Here is an 18,705-nt window from a genome sequence, read left to right as displayed (position 1 = left end):
TTCCCAATAAACTTTTTCTTCGCGCATGGACAAGGGCGTCGCATCATCGCCGGGAATGAGAGAGCATCAGCTCCGTTACACCTTTCGCGGCAGGCAGGATTGCACCGCATCAGCCGTGATCGGCGGGCGGTCGCTCTACCGTCCGCATTTCCCGGAGCGTCCTCTGGTCCGCCTTCGTGGCTGGAAGGACAGGCCGTGCGCTCCTTTAAAGGTGAAGTGAGGGGAACATGACTGGCGGCAAAGACACCTTCCTGCCCTGGAATCCTTCCAGGCGCGATCTTCTGAAAACCACGGCCGCCCTCGGAGCGGCGGGTGCCGCGGGCGGGCTGCTTGAGCCTCGCAGCGCTTTGGCTGCTTCGAGCCCAGCGAAGGGAGGCGATTTCAAGCTCGGCATCGGCTCCGGCTCGACCTCCGACTCGCTGGATCCCGGCACCTATGCCGACAACTACATGCAGTCGGTCGGCGGTGCGCTGCACAATTGCCTCACTGAGGTCACCAATGGCGGCGAACTGGTCGGAGAGGTCGCCGAAAGCTGGGGGGGGGGCGAGCCCTGATGCCAGGACCTGGACGTTCAAGCTCCGTCCCGGCATCGTCTTCCATAACGGCAAAAGCCTGAACGCGGAGGACGTGGTCGCCTCGATCAACCACCACCGCGGTCCCTCGTCCTCCTCGGCCGCAAAGTCCATTCTCGATCCGATCCGCGAGCTGCGTGCCGACGGAGACGGCACTGTCGTCTTCACGCTCGCGAGCGGCAATGCGGACTTCCCCTACCTCGTTTCCGACTATCACCTTGCCATCATGCCCGCGGCGGACGGCAAGGTTGATCCCACCAAAGGCGTCGGATGCGGCGGCTATACGCTGAAGAGCTTCGATCCCGGTGTGAAGACCGTGGTGACCCGGAATCCGAGCTACTGGAAGGCGAACCGGGCGTGGTTCGATTCCGTCGAGTTTCTCGCGATCCCCGATGTGGTGGCGCGCACGAACGCACTCTCGACCGGCGCCATCCAGGCGATGAACCGCATCGACCTCAAGACTGCTCATTTGCTGGAGCGCAACAAGGCGCTCGAAATCTACAGCGTCAATGGCGGCCAGCATTATTCGCTGCCGATGGACACGCGGGCCGCACCGTTCAACGACAACAACGTACGCATGGCGCTCAAACTCGCGATCGACCGCGAAGTGCTGCTCAAGACACTTCTGCGTGGCTATGGCGCGCTCGGAAACGACCAACCGATCACCCCCGGCTACAAGTTCTTCGATGCCGATCTCAAGCAGCGCGCCTATGATCCCGAGCAGGCCAAGTTCTATCTGAAAAAGGCAGGCATGGCCGCGCTGAGGGTGAACCTCAGCACCTCCGATGCCGCCTTCGCCGGCGCTGTCGATGCGGCGGTGCTGTTCCGCGAGCAGGCGGCGAAGGCCGGGATCGACATCAACGTGGTGCGCGAGCCGGCGGACGGTTACTGGGACAATGTGTGGCTCAAGAAGCCGTTCTGCACGTCTTATTGGGGCGGCAAGCCGACCGTCGACTGGGCGCTGACCATTGGCTACGCCGCGGACGCCGCCTGGAACGACACGCATTGGAAGGACGAGCGCTTCAATCAGATCCTGGCGCGGTCGGCATGAATGTCGCGGCGATGGAATTCGTCGAGGCCGCCAAGCTTCGTGGCGAAGGACTCGGCTGGATCGTCACGCGGGAGATTCTGCCGAGCGTCAGGCCGATGCTGATCGCGGAGTTTGGCCTGCGATTCTGCTTCGTGTTCCTGTTCATCAGCTCATTGAGCTTCCTTGGGCTCGGCTTGCAGCCGCCGACCGCCGATTGGGGATCCATGGTGCGCGACAACGCCACCCTGATCACCTATGGCGACCTGACGCCGCTGCTTCCGGCCGCCGCGATCGCGCTCCTGACTGTCGCAGTCAATTTCGTGGTGGACCAGTTTCTCCATTTCCATGGAGGAGGCCGCGATGGCTCTTGAAGCCGCAGGCTCCACCCCCTTGCTCCTCATGAAGGGGCTCCGCATCGAGGCGGTTGGCGGAGCTCCGGGAGATGCCATCGTCCACGATCTCGACCTGCAACTTCGCCGCGGCGAAATCCTCGGCCTCATCGGGGAATCCGGGGCCGGCAAATCCACCATCGGCCTCGCCGCGCTCGGCTATGCCAGGGCAGGGTGCCGTATCGTGAAAGGCGACATCCGCCTCGCCGGAACGGACATCATGGCACTCAAGGAAAGCGAACGGCGACGGATGCGCGGCTCGCGGGTTTCGTATGTGGCCCAGAGCGCGGCGGCGGCCTTCAATCCGGCCCGGCGGTTGATCGATCAGTATGCCGAGGCCGCCATGATCCATGGGCGCGCCCCCCGGCAGGCACGATTGGAAGCGGTCGCCTTCTACCGTCGCCTGGGGCTTCCCGACCCCGAACATTTCGGCCAGCGGTTCCCCCATCAGGTCTCCGGCGGCCAACTGCAGCGGGCCATGCTTGCGATGGCGCTTGCCTGCCGGCCCGACGTCGTCGTGTTCGATGAACCGACCACGGCGCTGGACGTCACCACCCAGCTCGAAGTGCTGATCGCCATACGCGAGGCGGTGAAGCAAGCCGGCAGCGCCGCGCTGTACATCTCGCACGATCTCGCGGTGGTCGCCCAGCTCGCCGACCGCATCATGGTGCTACGCCATGGCCGGGTTGTGGAGGAAGGCGCAACGGGGGAACTTCTCGCCTCTCCGAAGCAGGACTACACCCGCCGACTTCTCGCCGCCCGTGCGTTCGGCAAGGAACCGACCTCCGGCAGCGAGCCTGTGCTGGCCGTCGAGAGCGTGTCGGCCTATTACGGCGCCCTCAAGGTGCTGGAGGACATTTCCCTTGAGGTGCCGCGCGGCGAGACGGTTGCAATCGTGGGCGAATCCGGCTCCGGCAAAAGCACTCTCGCGCGGGTCGTCACCGGGCTCGTCGAGCCTGCCGTCGGGCGTATAACCTTCGCCGGCGCCACGCTGCCACCGAAGCTCACCGGTCGCGAGAAGCCGGTGCGGCGGCGCCTCCAGATGATCTACCAGAACGCCGACACCGCCCTCAATCCGCACCAGACGGTTGCGGAAATCATCGAGCGGCCGCTCGCCTTCTATCATGGCCTGCCGGGCGCCCTCCGCCGGGCACGCATGGGCGAGTTGATGCGCCTGATCGAACTCGACGAGAACCTGCTCGGCCGCTATCCGGGTCAACTCTCGGGTGGTCAGAAACAGCGGGTATGCATCGCGCGAGCGCTCGCCGCCGAGCCGGAGCTGATCATCTGCGATGAGGTCACATCCGCTCTCGATCAGCTCGTGGCCGAGAGCGTTCTCAAGCTTCTCATGCGCCTGCAGCGTGAGCTCGGTCTCTCGCTGCTCTTCATCACCCATGACCTCGCCACCGTTGAGGCGATCGCCGACCGGGTCGTCGTCATGCATCGCGGCCGGATCGTCGAGCGCGGCTCCAAGGCCGAAGTCCTCAGCGCGCCCAAGCGGGACTACACGAAGCGGCTGCTCGCCGCCGTTCCGAAGATGAAGGCCGACTGGCTCGACGGCGTGATCGAGCAGCGGGCAATCGCATCCCATCCTTGATATGCACCGCCAACCTCAGAGTTGCTCATGAAAATCCAGCGCCTCGAGACCTACACGAACCCGTTCGTCGGCTTCGTACGCGTTGTGGCGGATGACGGTGCCGAAGGATGGGGGCAGCTCTCGAACTATCACACCGACATAACCGCGATGATATTCCATCGCCAGGTCGCGCCCCACGCGCTCGGTCGCGATGCGTCGGATATCGCCGCCCTGGTCGAATTGATCCCGGAGCGGGAGCACAAATTCCCCGGCTCCTATCTCTACCGGGCGTTGACCGGCCTCGATACCGCGCTCTGGGACCTGAACGCCAAGCGCGCCGGCAAGAGCGTCTGCGAACTTCTCGGCGGCACGCCGGGGCCTGTTCGCGCCTATGCCTCGAGCATGCGCCGCGATATCACGCCGGAGGCAGAGGCGGACCGCCTCGAGGCGTTGCGCGACCGCTTCGGTTTCACCGCCTTCAAATTCCGCATCGGTAGCGAATGCGGCCGTGATCGCGACGAGTGGCCCGGCCGCACCGAGGCGATCGTATCGCTGGTCCGTCGCCGGCTCAGCGACGGCGTCGATCTCCTTGTGGACGGGAACAGTTGCTACTCCCCGAAGACCGCCATCGCGGTCGGGCACATGCTGCAGGACAACGGTATCCGCCACTTCGAGGAGCCGTGCCCCTATTGGGAGCTCGAATGGACCAGGGAGGTCGCGGTCGCCCTCGATCTCGACGTCACCGGCGGCGAGCAGGACTGCTACATGACGATATGGCGGCAGATGATCGCAATGCGCGCCGTCGACGTGGTGCAGCCCGACGTCTGCTACATGGGCGGCATGGTGCGCTGCCTCGAGGTCGCCCGGCTGGCCGAGGCGGCCGGCCTGCCATTTCCATGGTGACGCTGTTCACCATGCATCTGCTACGCGCGATCGGAAATGCCGGTCCGTATCTCGAATTCTCCATTGAGGGGCCCGACTACTACCCCTGGCAGGAGAAGCTATTCCGGAATTCTCCCTACAAGGTCGTCGACGGCCACGTGACGGTGTCGGATGAACCGGGCTGGGGCGTGGAAATCGCGCCGGAATGGCTCGAATCCTCCGACCGTCAGGTCAGTTCGCTCGACGAACCAGTTGCGGTGGCCTGAGCGATGAACGCACATGACTTCGCCGAGGCGCGGCAATATTTCGCCTCCGGCACGATCGCCGGCTTGCCGGATAGGCACTTCATCGATGGGCGGTGGGCGGAGCCTGCGGCCGGAAGCGCGATGGAGAGCTTCGATCCCGGGCGCGCGAAGCCGTTCGCCCTCTTCGCGGCCGGCAGTGCCGAAGATGTCGACTTCGCCGTGGATGCCGCCTCGCGGGCGCTGCGCGGCCGCTGGCGGGACATGGCGCCGCGCGAACGCGGACAGTTGCTGGTCCGCGTTGCAGAGCGCATTCGCGAGCGGACCGCGCGTTTCGCCTTCGTCGAGTGCGTCGATTCCGGCAAGACCCTGAGCGAGGCGGCGAACGACGTCGAAACCGCGGCTCGCTATTTCGACTATTACGGTGGCGCGGTCGACAAGCTGCAGGGAGACTCCTTTCCGCTTGGCAGGGACACCATGTCTTTCAGCCTGCAGGAGCCGGTCGGGGTGACGGCGCATATCGTGCCGTGGAATTACCCGATCTCGACCTTCTCCCGCAGTGTCGCGCCCGCGCTCGCCGCCGGCTGCGCGGCGGTCGTGAAGCCGGCGGAAACAACGCCGATGACCGCACTGATGATGGCGGAGCTTCTAGTCGAAGCCGGGCTGCCACCGGGGGTGTGCAACGTCGTCACTGGAACGGGTCCGCAGGCAGGCGCGCCGCTTTCCCGCCACCCCGGCATCCATCACGTCACCTTCACCGGCTCCGTCGCCACCGGCGTGGGCGTGATGCAGGCCGCGGCAACCAACATCGCGAGCGTCACGCTCGAACTCGGCGGCAAGTCGCCGCTGATCGCGCTCGCCGATTGCGATCTCGATTCGGCTGTCGACGGTGCGCTGTGGGCGATCTTCGCCAATGCCGGGCAGGTCTGCTCGGCCGGCTCCCGCCTCGTCATCGAGCGGGCGATCCATGACACGTTCCTCGAACGCCTCGTCGCGCGCGCAGGCGCTGCGCGTCGGCCACGGGTTGCGAGCCAATGATGTCGGCGCCATCAACTCCGAAATTCACCTCGCGCGTATTGCCGCTCATGTTGAGGGTGCCCGTGCGCGCGGACGGGAGATCCTGACCGGCGGCAAGACGCTCCTCGATGCCGATGAGCGAAACGGCTGGTTCTACGTGCCGACCATCATCGACGCCTTGCCCGCGGACGACCCGTGCGTCCAGGAAGAGATTTTCGGCCCCGTGCTCGCCGTGCAGGTGGTGGAGGACGCCGAGCAGGCGCTCGCCGTGGCCAACGACACCCGCTACGGCCTTGTCGCCGGCATCTACACGCGCGACATCGCCCGCGCGCTCCGGCTCGCCCGGGACATCGAGGCCGGGCAGATCACCATCAATGACTATTGGGCGGGAGGCGTTTGCGTGCCGTTCGGCGGTACGCGCGCCTCCGGCTTCGGCCGCGAAAAAGGTCTCGAAGGCCTCTCGGCCTATCTGCGTACCAAAAGCATCACCGCGCGGCTCTAGAGCAGCGACCGCTCGCATGGCGTGGTCCGCGTGGGTGCGGCCGAACCTCTGCAGCCGATCGTGAGACGGAAGTCCCAACGAGGGATCGGACGGTTCAAAATGCGGGAATTCGATTACATCGTCGTGGGCGCCGGCTCGGCGGGTTGCGTCCTGGCAGATCGCCTCTCGGCGTCGGGAAAATACACCGTCCTCGTTCTCGAGGCCGGTGGCTCGGATCGCCGCTTCTGGATCAAGGTGCCGATCGGCTACGGCCGCACCTTCTATGACGAGAAGGTCAACTGGAAGTTCGAAACCCAACCCGACGCCGGGCTGGGCGGACGCCGAGGCTACTGGCCGCGCGGGCGCGTGATCGGCGGATCGAGTTCCATCAATGCGCTCGTCTATTGCCGGGGCCTGCCGGGCGATTTCGACGACTGGCGCGAGGCCGGCAATCCGGGCTGGGGCTGGGAAGACGTACGCGCCGCATTCGAGCGGTCCGAAACCCTCCATGACGAGGACGGCTGCCGTGGTTCCGGTCCGCTCCACGTTGCCAATGTAGCCCATGAGGTTCATCCTCTGAGCCGTCACTATATCGCGGCCTCTCGCGAGATGGGATTGCCGGTAACACGGGATTTCAACGGCCCGCAGCCGGAGGGCGTCGGCTTCTACTGGATCACCACCCACCATGGCTTGCGCTGCTCCGCGGCGGATGCGTTCCTGCGTCCTGCCCGCGCGCGTTCCAACTGCCGGCTCGTCACGCACGCGCTGGTGCGCCTGATCCTGTTCTCCGGCCGCAAGGCGACGGGCGTCGAGTACGAGGTCGGCGGGGAGGTTCGGCAGGTTCGGGCACGCAGGGAGATCGTGCTCAGCGCTGGTGCGATCAATTCTCCTAAGATACTGCAGCTCTCCGGCATCGGCCCCGGTGCACTTCTGCAGAGGCACGGTATCGACGTGATCCACGACAATGCGGCCGTCGGCGGCAATCTCCAGGACCACCTCGCCGTCAGCTATTTCTACAAGGCGCGCGAGCCGACGCTCAATAACGTGCTGAACCCTTGGACAGGAAAGATCTGGGCCGGCCTGTGGTACATCCTCACGCGCCGCGGACCGCTCAGCATGAGTGTCAATCAGTGTGGTGGGTTCGTGCGGTCAAGCCCTGCCGCGCCGCGTCCGGACCTTCAGCTGTATTTCAACCCGCTCACCTACACCACCGCTCCGGAAGGAAAGCGGCCATTGATGAACCCCGATCCTTATCCAGGCTTCATCCTTTCCTTCCAGCCATGCCGACCGAGCAGCCGGGGCCGCATCGACATACGATCGCGCGATCCGGGCATGTCACCCGCGATAGAGCCGAACTCATTGTCGAGCAACCGGGATATCGAAGTCGTCATCGCTGGCGGCCGGTTCATGCAGCGAATGGCGGACACCGCGGCCATGCGCGCTCTGATCAGCGAGGGGATTCCGCCGCTGCTGCAGCCGATGACGGACGAGCAGATCGTGGAGGATTTCCGCGCACGCTCCGGCTCCGTCTTTCACCCTGTCGGCACCTGCCGCATGGGACCGCAAGAAGGCAGCAACGTCGTCGACGCCAGACTGTCGGTCTACGGAGTAGACAATCTCCGTGTCGTCGATGCCTCCGTTTTCCCGAACATTACGTCGGGCAACACCAACGCCCCGACAATCATGGTCGGGCAGAAAGGCGCCGACATGATCCTAGCAGCAGCTGAGAAGGTCCCGACAGCGGAATCTCCCTAAACCGGCACGACTCTCTTCAATCAGAACCAAACATGTTGTCATCGTAGATGGTGTCAGAGTGCAGGATCGTATCGATGTATTGCTCAATGGCATTCGAACGTAAAACTGTAGAGGCAGAGAGGCATCAGTAAGCCCGCTCCCGCGGCTGCCGAATATAGATGGATGAAACGGCATTGATCGCATGCTCCTTGAGCAAGCCTGGCCTCTTTGGACTGCACGATGGGTATAACCTCCGATATTAGAATCCGGAGAGAGGTGTGCCGCGCCCGCTTGCCGCCACGCCGAGCAAGCCCGATAGACAGTACTGTGCCTGATGGATCACCGTTGGCGGCAGGTCGCCAAAGCCCAGACGGTGGACGAAATCGTTCAGTGGTATTGTGGACTTGGCTCCACTTGTTGATTGTTATAACGAACTGTCGGGAAAATCTTTCACCGGCACACCGCGCCCTCGGGTATATTTTGGAGTTCCAAGGCGCGGTCAACGCTCCGGCCTTTCCCGTTGCGCCGTGTGCAGTTCGGATCGAGCCGTGGCCCGAGCAGAGGCCGTTCCGCTCGTGCGGACTTCCGATGGCCTCATGTTCTGAAAGATGCGAAACCAATAAGAGAAGCGCGACTTGGAGTTAAAGCCGCAGGCGATGGCGATCTCTAAGACAGTCTTGTCCGAATAGAGCAGCAGTTCCCGGGCGCGGTTGATCCTCAGGGAGAGGTAATAGCGAGCGGGCGTGGTTTGGAACTGTTGCCGGAACAGGCGTTCCATCTGCCGAGGGCTCATGCCGACCCTCTGCGCAACGGCGGCCACCGTAAGCGTGTTCTCAGCGCGCTCCTGCATGATGCCGATGGCCTGCTGCAGGGGCCGTGGCAGGCCGGCATGACGGCCCGGCCGGTCGCCGGTTTGGCTGTGCGTGTCGTCCCGGATGCGGTCGTGGTGGAACTGGCTGGCGACCCGGCGCGCCAGTTCGCTGCCATGGCGCTCTGCGATGAGGTGCAGCATCAGGTCCATCGCGGCGATGCCGCCCGAGCAGGTTAGCCGTCCGCGATCGATCTCGTAGATCTTCTCGGTGCAGTCGATCTCGGGAAACTCCTCCTGGAACGCCGGACGGTTCTCCCAGTGCGTGGTGCAGCGATAGCCATCGAGCAGGCCGGCGCGGGCGAGCAGATAGGTTCCCGTGGAGAGCGAGCCGATCGTGGTGCCGGCCGACACCACCCGACGCAGCACGGACGGGTAGCGCGGATCGACAGCATCCTGGATGCGCAGCCCGCCGCAAACGAAGAGGAAGTCGGCACCCGGCAGCACGGTTGCGATGTTGACAGTCGGCACCGCGATCCCGCTCGAGGTGAGAAGCGGGTCGCCGTCGAGGCTCGCCAGGTCCCAGCGCCAGGCTTCCTGCCCGATCAGCCGGTTCAGGGCGCGCAGCGCCTCTACCGCCGAGACGAAGCTCATCATCGCGACACCCTGGACGAGCAGAAAGACCACCTTGCGTGTCGTCACCGCCACTGCTCCCGTTTCGCAAATCCCCAGACTCCATCACGCTGGCTGGGACGTGGTCTCCGATCGGAAAGAGCTCCAGCCAAGCGTGATCTACATGACCCACGCATGATCCGAGCACGATCGATGTCGGAAATTGACCGTTCCATGACGCAAAATTTTACCTCGGCCGGCGCGATGATCCCGCACAATGTGGTTTCAGCTTTCGTCAAGGACGGCTTCTCATGATCGATCTCGCTCGTATCCGACAGTTGCTGGCCGAGCGGCTCGACGGGTTCAGCCTGCCGCAGGGCTTCTATGTCGACCCCGCCATGCACGAGGCGGACATCAAGGCCGTGTTCGAGACCGACTGGCTGTTCGCCTGCAATGGGTGCGAGATCAAGCGGCCCGGCGACTACCTGACGCTGGAGGTTGGCTCCAACCCGGTCGTCATCCTGCGCGACAGGGACGGCGAGGTCCGCGCCTTCCACAACACCTGCCGCCACCGCGGATCGCGTATCTGCGGCAAGGAGAAGGGCCGCGCCACCCGGCTGGTCTGCCCTTATCACCAGTGGGTATATGAACTCGACGGCAAGCTCCTGAACGCACGCCAGATGCCGCCCGATTTCGACCGCAGCCGCTACGGGCTGAAGCCGGTGCATGTCGAGGTCATCTGCGGCATGGTCTATATCTGCCTCGCCGAGAGCCCCCCCGACATCTCGCGCTTCCGCGAGGCGGTGGCGCCCTACATCAAGCCGCACATGCCCGACCGTACCAAGGTCGCCTTCGAGATGACGTTGATCGAGGACGCGAACTGGAAGCTCGTCATCGAGAACAACCGCGAGTGCTACCACTGCGCCGGCAACCATCCGGAGCTGCTGGTCACCCTGGTCGAGTTCATCCTGCCGGACGACGAGCAGGGCCGGAAGTTCCAGGACCTCCTGGCCCGCAAGACCTCCCGCTGGGACGAACTCGGCCTGCCGCACGGGCCGGCCGAGGGCGGGCAGGAGTTCCGCTGCATCCGCCTGCCGTTCCACGAGGGCATGCTGTCCTTCACGATGGATGGCGGACCGGCGTGCAACAAGCTCCTGGGCGACTTCACCGAACCCGATCTCGGCTCGGTCCGCATGTTCCGCGTGCCTAACAACTGGAACCATTTCCTGTCGGACCATATCATCCATTTCCGCATCCTGCCGCTCTCCCACGACCGGACGGCGCTGCGCACCACCTGGCTGGTACATGAGGATGCGGTCGACGGCGTCGACTACGATGTCGAGCGGCTGACGCAGGTCTGGATCGCCACCAATGCCGAGGATGCCGAGCTCGCCGCCGTGAATCATCGCGGCATCCGCTCCATGGCCTATGAGCCGGGGCCATATGCGCCCTCGGAATTCATGATCTGCAACTTCCTGGGCTGGTATGCGGCGAAGATGGAGAGCTTCGCCAATCCGCCCGCCCCCCTGCAGGTAGCCGCCGAATGAACGAGGCCCTTCCCGCCGCGGCCGCCCGCGACGCCTCCGTTCGCCTGCAGGTCGTCGCCGTCGAGCCGGAAACCGCCGATGTGAAGACCTTCACCTTCCGGCCGCTCGATCTCCTGCCCACCCATGAGGCCGGGCAGGCGATGACCTTGCGGCTCCGGATCGACGGCGAGGTGCTGTTCCGGACCTTCTCGCTTGCTTCGGCGCCGGGCGAGGGCGACACGCTCGCCATGACCATCAAGGCGCAACCCGACGGCATCGCCACGCGGTGGCTTCACGGCCATCTCAGGCCCGGCGACGTGGTGGAGGCGGGCCGTCCACGCGGGCGCTTCACGCTGGCGGTGGGGCGGGAGGAGCCGGTCGCCTTGCTGTCCGCCGGCTCGGGCGCCAGCCCGCTGATGGCGATGCTGCGGCAATTGGCGATGACGGCGCCCGATGCCGATGTCGTGTGGTTCCATGCGGCGCGGACGCCGCAGGACGTGCTGTTCGCGGGCGCGCTCACCGCCTTGCAGGGCGCGATGCCGCGCCTGCGGGTCGCCGTCACGGTCAGCCGTCCGGCGCCGGGCTGGTTCGGCTATGCGGGCCGGGCGGGCCGGCGCCTGCTTTCCGTCGCGGTGCCGGATCTCGGGCGGCGGCAGGTCTATTGCTGCGGGCCGGAGGGCTTCATGCAGGACATGCGCCTCGCCCACGCCGCCGAGGGCGGCCGGCGCGAGGATTTCCGGATCGAGCATTTTGGCGGGGCGCCGCCGGTGGCGCCCGCTGTCGCCCTGCTGGAGACGGGGGCCCCGGAAGGTGGCTTCTCGGTGACCCTCGGCGGCAAGCTGTTCCGCTCGCGGCCGGACGAGACCCTGCTCGAGGCCGCGACCCGCCAACAGGTCGTCATTCCCTGCGGCTGCGCCTCCGGCATGTGCGGCACCTGCCGCGTGACCCTCCTCGACGGCCTGGTGGCCATGCATCACAATGGCGGCCTCTCGCCGGAGGAGGAGGCCGAGCGCTACATCCTGGCCTGCTCGGCGCGTCCGCTCACCGACCTCGCCATTGCGCTCTGAGCGCGATGGCCGCCCGGTCGTTCGCCGAGCGTCGCTCACCGGGCGATCGCCTGCCAGCCCTGCAACTCCCGCCAGTCGGGTTCGAGGGCATCGAAACGCTCCAGCCGGAAGGACGAGACATCGGCGAAGCCGCAGCTCCCGTCGATCACCAGGTCGCGGACGACACGCCCGCTCGCCGGAGACAGTCCGAAGCCGACCCCGGCCATGGTGGCAACCACCGCATTCTCCCAGCCCGGCAGGAGGTCGATGACCGGCCGCCCGTCCGGCGTGTTCTCGACCACCCCGGCCCATGAGCGGATGATGCGTGCATGGGCTGCCTTCGGGAGGAGCTCGGCGATCCGGCGCCCGATGTGGCCGAGGAGCGGCGTGGAGGGCTTGTCGGGCGTCGAGACGCCATCGAAATCGATCCATTCATGCGGCCCGCCGCCATAGGCGAGATTGCCGCGCAGGGTCTGGCGGCCATAGAGCCCGTTGCCGTCGACCCCGCCATGGCGCATGACCGGCAGCGGCTCGGTGACGACCATCTCCGCGCGGGCCATCACCATCGGCACAGCGGCACCGAGCAGCCCGCAGAGACGCCCGGTCTGCGGCCCGGCGGCAATGACCACCCGGTCGCAGGCGACGAGGCCCCGTTCCGTCTCGACCCCGACGACACGCCCGCCGGCGGTCCGGAAGCCGGTGACCGCGCAGTTCTGCAGGAAGCGCCCGCCATGGTCTTGCATGGCCCAGGCATAGCCCTGCACCGTGCGGTGCGGGTTCGCGTGGCCGCCGAAATGGTAGAAGAAGCCGCACAGCACCTCCTCGCCGGCGAGCGGCACCAGCTCGCGCACCTGCCGGGGGTCGAGGCGCTCGGAGGAGAAGCCCTGGTAGGCACCATTCTCCATGGCGGCGGTGTAGATGCCGGCCTGGCCTTCGGTGAGGGCGAGCTTGATGCGGTTGGGCTGGAACTCGGTGGGATAGCCGAGCAGTTCGTCCATCATCGGCCAGAGCCGCTGCTCCTCGCGGAACAACGGCGAGAAATGGTGGGTGCAGCCGCCGCCGTTGCGGCCCGAGGCTTCCGCTCCGGCGACACCCTTGTCGAGTACCAGCACGTCATGGCCCTCGCGCGCCAGCCACCAGCCGGCGCTGAGGCCGGTGACGCCGCCGCCGACGATGACGACCGAAGCCCCCTTCGGGACCGCGGGATCGGGAGTCCTGTTGAGATTCATGTCGCTAGTCGCCGGTCGGCGTCCCCGTCATATCGTTGGTGCGAACCGTGTAGCGCGCGGGCAGCTGCCAGAAGGGCCGCGTCTGCGCGTGCATGCCGAACCAGCTGTCCCAATGCGCGGCCTGCTCGGGCGACTCCGGGATCCGGCCGGCGAAGGAGAGCGGCAGCGGGCGCACAGGCGCCCGGTAATGCGCCAGCGGAACCGCCGAGAGCGGGGCGCCGGCCTCGAGCGCGAGCAGCGCAGCCACCTGCTCGCGGCAGCGCCGGCCCTGGCAGGGGCCCATACCGGCGCGGGTCAGCCGCTTGACCTGATCGGGATCAGGAATCCCGTCGCTCAGCAGAGCGGACAGCGAGCGGTCGTTGCGCGTGTCATCCGGCCAACCGAGATAGCGTGGCGGGCGGACCTCCAGGATCTCGCGCGCCGTGACCTCCTCGCATTGGCAGACATGGAAGGCCCGGTCGGCCTCGACGACGCTCGCGCGCACCCAGGCGAGGCGATAGTCGGAGAGGTCGCAGGCAGGAGCCGCGGGCGGACTCGCCGGCGGCATCGCTCCGGCATCGGCGAGGCCGCGCCGGGCGGCGACGGCGATGGCAGCCCGCCGGCCCTCCGCCTCCGCGATGCCGCGGTCGCGCGACTTGCCGGGCCAGACCCCGGCGCAGTCCCCGGCCGCGAAGATCGCCGGGTTGCTCGTCGCCTGGTCGTCGCCGATCACCGGGGCGAAGCCGCCGCGCTCCGGCTGGAAGGCGACGGCACAGCCGCAGGCGTCGAGCAGGTCGATCATCGGCGTCACGCCGACCGCCAGCACCACGCCGTCGCAGTCGAGCCGGCGGCGCGGTCCGGCGGCGCGGCCCAGCGCGTCGACCGGCTCGACCACGACGCCCTCTACGGCATCGGTGCCGAGCGCCTCGCGCACCACATGGCCGGCGAGCACCGGCACGCCCGCTTCCTGCAATTCCGCGAGCTCCGCCTCCGGTGCGGGCGGCGTCGCCACGCGCTCTACTACCGCGGCGATCCCGACGCCGCAGGCGCGCAGGGCACGGACGGTCTGGAGCGCGTCGGACGAGGCGCCGAGGATGACAACGCGACGCCGCTCCAGCGCCCCGTAGCGCTTACCCAGCGCCAGGGCGGCGGTGGCTCCCATCACGCCGGGCTTGTCCCAGCCCGGAAAGCCGAGTCCCATGTCCCGCCGGCCGGAGGCGACGATGACGGCCTGCGCCTGCAGCATCCAGCACCGCTCGTCATCGCTGAGGCCGGCGACGGTGCCGGGCAGCCAGTTGACGGCCGGGCCGTTGGCGAACAGGCCCCAGCAGGCGGTCGAGAGGCGTATGTCGACCCCCGCCTCGAATGCCTCCTCGATGAGCGGTTCGGAGGCGACGATCGTCTCGACCATCGCGTTGCGGTTGCGCACCAGGCTCGACATGGCTTGCCCGTAATGCAGCGGCACCTCCTCGCCCATGGTCGCAAAGGCGACCGGGTTCTCGTCCACCAGCACCACCGACAGCCCGGCGCGGGCCGCCGCAATGGCGGCGGACAGGCCGGCTGGCCCACCGCCGATGACGAGCAGCTCGGCATGCTCCTCGACATGGAGCGGCTTACCGGCGATCGAGCGCGGATCATGTGGATAAGGAGTGGACTTCGTGGCGGACGTGGTGGCGGTCATGGCCTTGTCTCTCGGTCTTCCGGGCACGGCATGCGATGGGGCCGTTCACGCGGCGGGGGGCGCCTGCGCAAGCATCAGGCAGTGTCGCCAGAGACGGTCCTCGATCACGATCTCGCTTTGCCGCCAGTCACCATCGGCTGCCAGTGAGCGCCGGCCGGGAAAGCGCAGCCCGGCGGCGGCGAACTGCGCGCCGAGCCGCGCCACGCCCTCGGCAAAGGCCGAACCGGCGAAGCGCGAGGGGTCGAGCGCGAGCAGGAACTGGCCGACGCCGGGCGGCCCGCCGACATCGTCGCTGAACATGGACGCCTGCGCGCTCAGCCGCGAGGCCGACAGGACCGCCCCCAGCACCTCGACCAGCAGCAGGATGTTGGCGCCTTTCCGACCCCCGGCCGGCAGCAGCGAGCCGAGCAACCCCTCGGCGGCATCGATGGTCGGCTGCCCGGTACGGTCCTGCGCCCAGCCAAGCGGGATCGGCTCGCCTCGGGCGCGCCGCATGAACATTTCGGTCTTCGTCACCGCGCTCAGGCTCTGGTCGGCAACGATCGGCGCCCCCCCAGTTTGCGGAACGGCGAAGGCGATCGGATTGGTCCCGAACACCGGCCGCGTCGCGCCGGGCGGGGCGACGGATGCTGGCGCGTTCGAGACGCACAGGCCAATCAGCCCCTGTTCCGCCAGCGGCCGGACATGGTGGCCGAGTGCCAGGCAGTTGTAGGAATGGGCGACGGCCATGGCGGCGACGCCGAAGCTCCGCGCCGCTTCCGTGAGATGCGGCAGCCCCGCCGCGATCGCCGGGTGGGCGAAGCCGTGCCGGGCGTCGACATGGATGACCGCCGCATTCGCCCGCACCTCCGGTTGGGCGTCGGCCGCGACCTTCCCGCAGCGCAGATGGCCGCAGAACACAGGCAGGTAGTAAAGGCCGCAGACCGCATTGCCCTCCGCCTCGGCCTGCACCATGGCGCCGGCGACCGATGCCGCGGCGGAGGGCGTGGCGCCGGCCGCCACAAGCGCGGCGACCGCAACGCGCTCGGCCCGCGCCACGCTGACTCGGATGCCGTCCGCGCTCATGCGAGGACGCTCTCCTCGATGCGGCGCACTCCCTCGAAACGGTGCGATCCATCCTTCACCAGCGCCGCGTCGAGCGTGAAGCCGAGGCCCGGGCCAGTGAAGGCCTCGATCCAGCCGTTCTTCGGGTCGAGGTCGGGGGAGGCGACGATGTCCTTTTCGACGAGCTGCCACATGATCTGGTTGCCGTCGTCCAGATTAGGGATGGCGAGCCCGATATGATGCTCCGCGCAGGTGGTGATGCCGGTGGTGAAGGAACTGTGGATGCAGATCTTGAGGCCCGCCGATTCCGCCACGGCGGCCGCCTTCATCATCGGTTGGATGCCGCCGATCTCGCGCGGGCCGATGCAGATCATGTCGGCGGCCTGCTGGCGGCAGATCTCGTAGACGTCGTAGAGCGTGAACGCCGCCTGGTCGGCGACGATCGGGATGCCGACTGACTGACGCAGCTGCGCCATGGCGGCGATGCTCCAGCTCACCGTCGGCTGCTCGATGAATTCGATGTCGTATTTCTCGAGCTTGCGCGACATGTTGATGGCCTCGTGCACGCCCCAGGCCTCGTTGGCGTCGAGGCGCAGCCGCGCCGACCCGATCTCGCGGCGCACCGCGGCGGTGATCTCGAGGTCGAGCTTCTCGCCGCGGCCGACCTTCAGATAGAAGATGCGCTCGCCCTGTGCGCGGCCGATGGCGGCGTCCCTCGCCAACTCCTCTGCCGTCTCGCCTTGAAGGAAGTAGTTGTAGCCCACCGCCTTGCGCTGGGCGCCGCCGAGCAGGTTGGAGACCGGCAGCCCGGCAAGCTTGCCCTGCAGGTCCCACATCGCCATGTCGATGCCGGAGAACATCTGGTTGGCGGCGCGCATGATGTTGGCGCCGTGGCCGAGATATTCCTGCCGGAAGATGCGGTCGATCAGCGGCGCCACCTCATAGGGCGAGTGGCCGACGAAGTGATCCGCCAGTCGCTTAAGGATCGCCGCCGTGCCGCGCTGGTCGGGCGCGACCGTGCACTCACCGATGCCGATGGTGCCGTTATCCGCCTCGATCTCGATGATGTTCACCGCGAAGCTGTCGCGGATGCCGTAGGACCAGTGATAGGGCTGCCTGAGCGGTAGCACCAGCGGCTTCACCCGCACCGCCGTGATCTTCGTCATCTCTTAACTCTCCTGTCGGCGGCGCGGCAAACCTTCGGCGTTGCGGCAATCATGCGATTGCCACTGCCCGAACCAACCCGCAAAGCCGCTGCGTAGACTGCCGGACGGGTGCCCGCGGCACCCGCCGTCAGGTCATGTGTTCAGAGCTTGGCGCTCGCCAGGAACTCGGTGGCGACCTGCTCCACGGATTTCTTCTCGACCTCCACCTCTCCGTTCAGCCTCTGCATGATGGCATCGTCGAGCAGGGTCGACACCGCTTCCAGCGTCGGCTTCAGGTCGGGATGCGCATCGAGCACCTGCTTCCTCACCACGGGGACGAGCGCGTAATTGGGAAAGTAGCCCTTGTCATCGGTGAGGACGGTCAGGTTCATCGCGGCGATGAGGCCGTCCGTCGCCTGAGAGGCGATGACGTCGAGGTCGCCATTGCCCAGCGCCTTGTAGGCGAGGCCGAGTTCCATCGGCTTCACGTCGGCGCGTGTGACCTCGAAGCCATAGACCTTCTGCAGCCCGATCAGCCCGTCGTCGCGCTTGGGAAATTCGGCGGTGGTCCCCATCATGATCGACGTGCCGGCCTTGTAGGCGGCCGCGAGATCCGACACGGTCTTCATGCCGTCGGTCTTCGGATTGCCCTTGCGCACCGTCATCGCATAGGTGTTGTTGGCCCTGGAGGGAGCGAGCCACACCAACCCCTTCTCGCCGTCGACCTGCCGGACCCGCTCATAAGTCGCTTCGGGGCTGAGCTTCTCGGTGATCTTGTTGAAGATGATCAGCGAGGTGCCGGTGTATTCCCAATAGAGGTCGACCTCGCCATTCTCCAGTGCCGCGCGCACGATCTTCGTGCCCATGCCGTCCTTCTTGCTGACGGTGTAGCCCTTCTTGGCCAGCAACTGGCTTGTGATCTCGGCGATGATCAGCTGCTCGGTGAAGTTCTTACCGCCGACCGTGATGGTGTCGGCGAGGCTGACACCGCTGCCGAGCGCCAGCGCCAGGGCCGTGATCGCGATTTTTCGGAGTGTCCCGAATGCGTTCATGTTGGTCTCCTCTGGTCTTTGTCGTTATCGCAGCGGGTTGATGCCCGGCACCAGGTGAGCAGCACGCAGATCTCACCAGATAACTTGGGTTGCGGCGATGCTCCTCTTGGAGGTCGACTGGACGACTTCCGCAGTGAGCGGCAAAGGCGCACCGGACGGAGTCGCACGCGAATCCGGCGGCCGTGCCGGGCACATAGGGCGTGCACGGAGAAGGTCGAGACGCTGTGTGCATGAAGGAATGATGGCGAAGGTGGCCATCATTCTCCGTTCATGAAACCGCAAATTTTATGCGCGAGTCCGAACACTTGCCGCGAAATCGCCCCTTCTCGGATTCGCAGCGCTTCGCCGGCGATCGATTGCCGGCGGGCCGGATATCGCACGGTGGATGGCTCAAAAACTCCCGGAACAAGCGGGCGATGGTTGCGTCAGGGATCAGGGACAGCCGAGACGACCTCGAATAGGCGGTCGAACACCTCAATCTCGATCCAGGGGCGGTCGCGTCACCTGGCACTCTGGAAGAATGACCTCCGGCAGGTCACACCAGCGTGCTCCTGAACTGCCATCCGCAACAGCACATCGAAGAACTGGCGACCGTTGCTGCGCGGGCCGTACGAACGGTTTCACCTTCCCCCACCGGTCGTCGCACAGAGCATCACCGTT

Annotated in this window: 14 protein-coding genes and 2 pseudogenes; 10 read left to right on the top strand and 6 right to left on the bottom strand. The window is 66.4% G+C overall.

Translation table 11 applies throughout. The features are described from left to right. Window positions 1-227: 227 nt before the first annotated feature. From AC1RU4_RS10370 to AC1RU4_RS10335, 8 genes and pseudogenes are all read left to right on the top strand, one after another. Window positions 228-554, top strand: coding sequence for a twin-arginine translocation signal domain-containing protein (locus AC1RU4_RS10370; protein WP_492890986.1), 327 nt, complete (start codon window positions 228-230; stop codon window positions 552-554). Beyond that, the gene (locus AC1RU4_RS10365; protein WP_492890985.1) at window positions 436-1,623 is read left to right on the top strand and encodes an ABC transporter substrate-binding protein; all 1,188 of its coding nucleotides are present in this window, start codon (window positions 436-438) and stop codon (window positions 1,621-1,623) included. The genes AC1RU4_RS10370 and AC1RU4_RS10365 overlap by 119 nt, the downstream gene beginning before the upstream one ends. Then, window positions 1,611-1,973 (top strand): annotated as a pseudogene (locus AC1RU4_RS10360) (ABC transporter permease subunit); the annotation flags it as partial. The gene AC1RU4_RS10365 and the pseudogene AC1RU4_RS10360, both read left to right, overlap by 13 nt. Next, window positions 1,948-3,588, top strand: a complete 1,641-nt coding sequence (locus tag AC1RU4_RS10355) for an ABC transporter ATP-binding protein (RefSeq protein WP_492890984.1) — start codon at window positions 1,948-1,950, stop codon at window positions 3,586-3,588. The pseudogene AC1RU4_RS10360 and the gene AC1RU4_RS10355, both read left to right, overlap by 26 nt. A gap of 27 nt (window positions 3,589-3,615) precedes the next feature. Then, window positions 3,616-4,470, top strand: coding sequence for a mandelate racemase/muconate lactonizing enzyme family protein (locus AC1RU4_RS10350; protein WP_492890983.1), 855 nt, complete (start codon window positions 3,616-3,618; stop codon window positions 4,468-4,470). Further along, on the top strand, window positions 4,464-4,715 hold the full coding sequence (locus AC1RU4_RS10345) for a hypothetical protein (protein ID WP_492890982.1): 252 nt from the start codon (window positions 4,464-4,466) through the stop codon (window positions 4,713-4,715). The genes AC1RU4_RS10350 and AC1RU4_RS10345 overlap by 7 nt, the downstream gene beginning before the upstream one ends. 3 nt (window positions 4,716-4,718) lie before the next feature. After that, window positions 4,719-6,210: pseudogene (locus AC1RU4_RS10340) on the top strand (aldehyde dehydrogenase family protein). 99 nt (window positions 6,211-6,309) lie between these two features. Next, window positions 6,310-7,944 carry a GMC family oxidoreductase gene (locus AC1RU4_RS10335; RefSeq protein ID WP_492890981.1) on the top strand — a complete coding sequence of 545 codons (1,635 nt, stop codon included), beginning with the start codon at window positions 6,310-6,312 and terminating at the stop codon, window positions 7,942-7,944. Window positions 7,945-8,422: 478 nt separating this feature from the next. On the opposite strand, the gene AC1RU4_RS10330 is transcribed toward AC1RU4_RS10335, so the two are convergent. After that, entirely contained in the window at window positions 8,423-9,433 is a 1,011-nt protein-coding gene (locus tag AC1RU4_RS10330) for a GlxA family transcriptional regulator (RefSeq protein ID WP_492890980.1), read from the bottom strand. Between the two features lie 221 nt (window positions 9,434-9,654). Here AC1RU4_RS10330 and AC1RU4_RS10325 point away from each other — a divergent pair, with 221 nt between their 5' ends. Further along, the gene (locus AC1RU4_RS10325) at window positions 9,655-10,890 is read left to right on the top strand and encodes an aromatic ring-hydroxylating oxygenase subunit alpha (protein WP_492890979.1); all 1,236 of its coding nucleotides are present in this window, start codon (window positions 9,655-9,657) and stop codon (window positions 10,888-10,890) included. Then, window positions 10,887-11,936, top strand: a complete 1,050-nt coding sequence (locus AC1RU4_RS10320) for an FAD-binding oxidoreductase (protein WP_492890978.1) — start codon at window positions 10,887-10,889, stop codon at window positions 11,934-11,936. Before AC1RU4_RS10325 ends, AC1RU4_RS10320 begins: the two co-directional genes overlap by 4 nt. A gap of 35 nt (window positions 11,937-11,971) precedes the next feature. On the opposite strand, the gene AC1RU4_RS10315 is transcribed toward AC1RU4_RS10320, so the two are convergent. The 5 genes from AC1RU4_RS10315 to AC1RU4_RS10295 all read right to left on the bottom strand — a co-directional run bounded on the left by AC1RU4_RS10315 (window position 11,972) and on the right by AC1RU4_RS10295 (window position 18,045). Beyond that, a complete protein-coding gene (locus AC1RU4_RS10315; RefSeq protein WP_492890977.1) occupies window positions 11,972-13,144 on the bottom strand; it encodes an NAD(P)/FAD-dependent oxidoreductase in 1,173 nt (390 codons plus the stop codon). 4 nt (window positions 13,145-13,148) lie between these two features. Further along, a complete protein-coding gene (locus AC1RU4_RS10310) occupies window positions 13,149-14,804 on the bottom strand; it encodes an FAD-dependent oxidoreductase (RefSeq protein ID WP_492890976.1) in 1,656 nt (551 codons plus the stop codon). 45 nt (window positions 14,805-14,849) lie between these two features. Then, complete coding sequence (locus tag AC1RU4_RS10305; RefSeq protein WP_492890975.1) at window positions 14,850-15,869, bottom strand: Ldh family oxidoreductase; 1,020 nt, start codon at window positions 15,867-15,869, stop codon at window positions 14,850-14,852. Further along, on the bottom strand, window positions 15,866-17,014 hold the full coding sequence (locus AC1RU4_RS10300; RefSeq protein WP_492890974.1) for a mandelate racemase/muconate lactonizing enzyme family protein: 1,149 nt from the start codon (window positions 17,012-17,014) through the stop codon (window positions 15,866-15,868). The genes AC1RU4_RS10305 and AC1RU4_RS10300 overlap by 4 nt, the downstream gene beginning before the upstream one ends. A 140-nt stretch (window positions 17,015-17,154) precedes the next feature. Next, a complete protein-coding gene (locus tag AC1RU4_RS10295; RefSeq protein WP_492890973.1) occupies window positions 17,155-18,045 on the bottom strand; it encodes a glycine betaine ABC transporter substrate-binding protein in 891 nt (296 codons plus the stop codon). Window positions 18,046-18,705: the final 660 nt, after the last annotated feature.

It is taken from the genome of Ancylobacter sp. GW821-FHT10E12, from assembly GCF_058809335.1.
The sequence above is the reverse complement of the archived record's forward strand: the minus strand, read 5'-3'. Positions and strand labels throughout refer to the sequence as shown.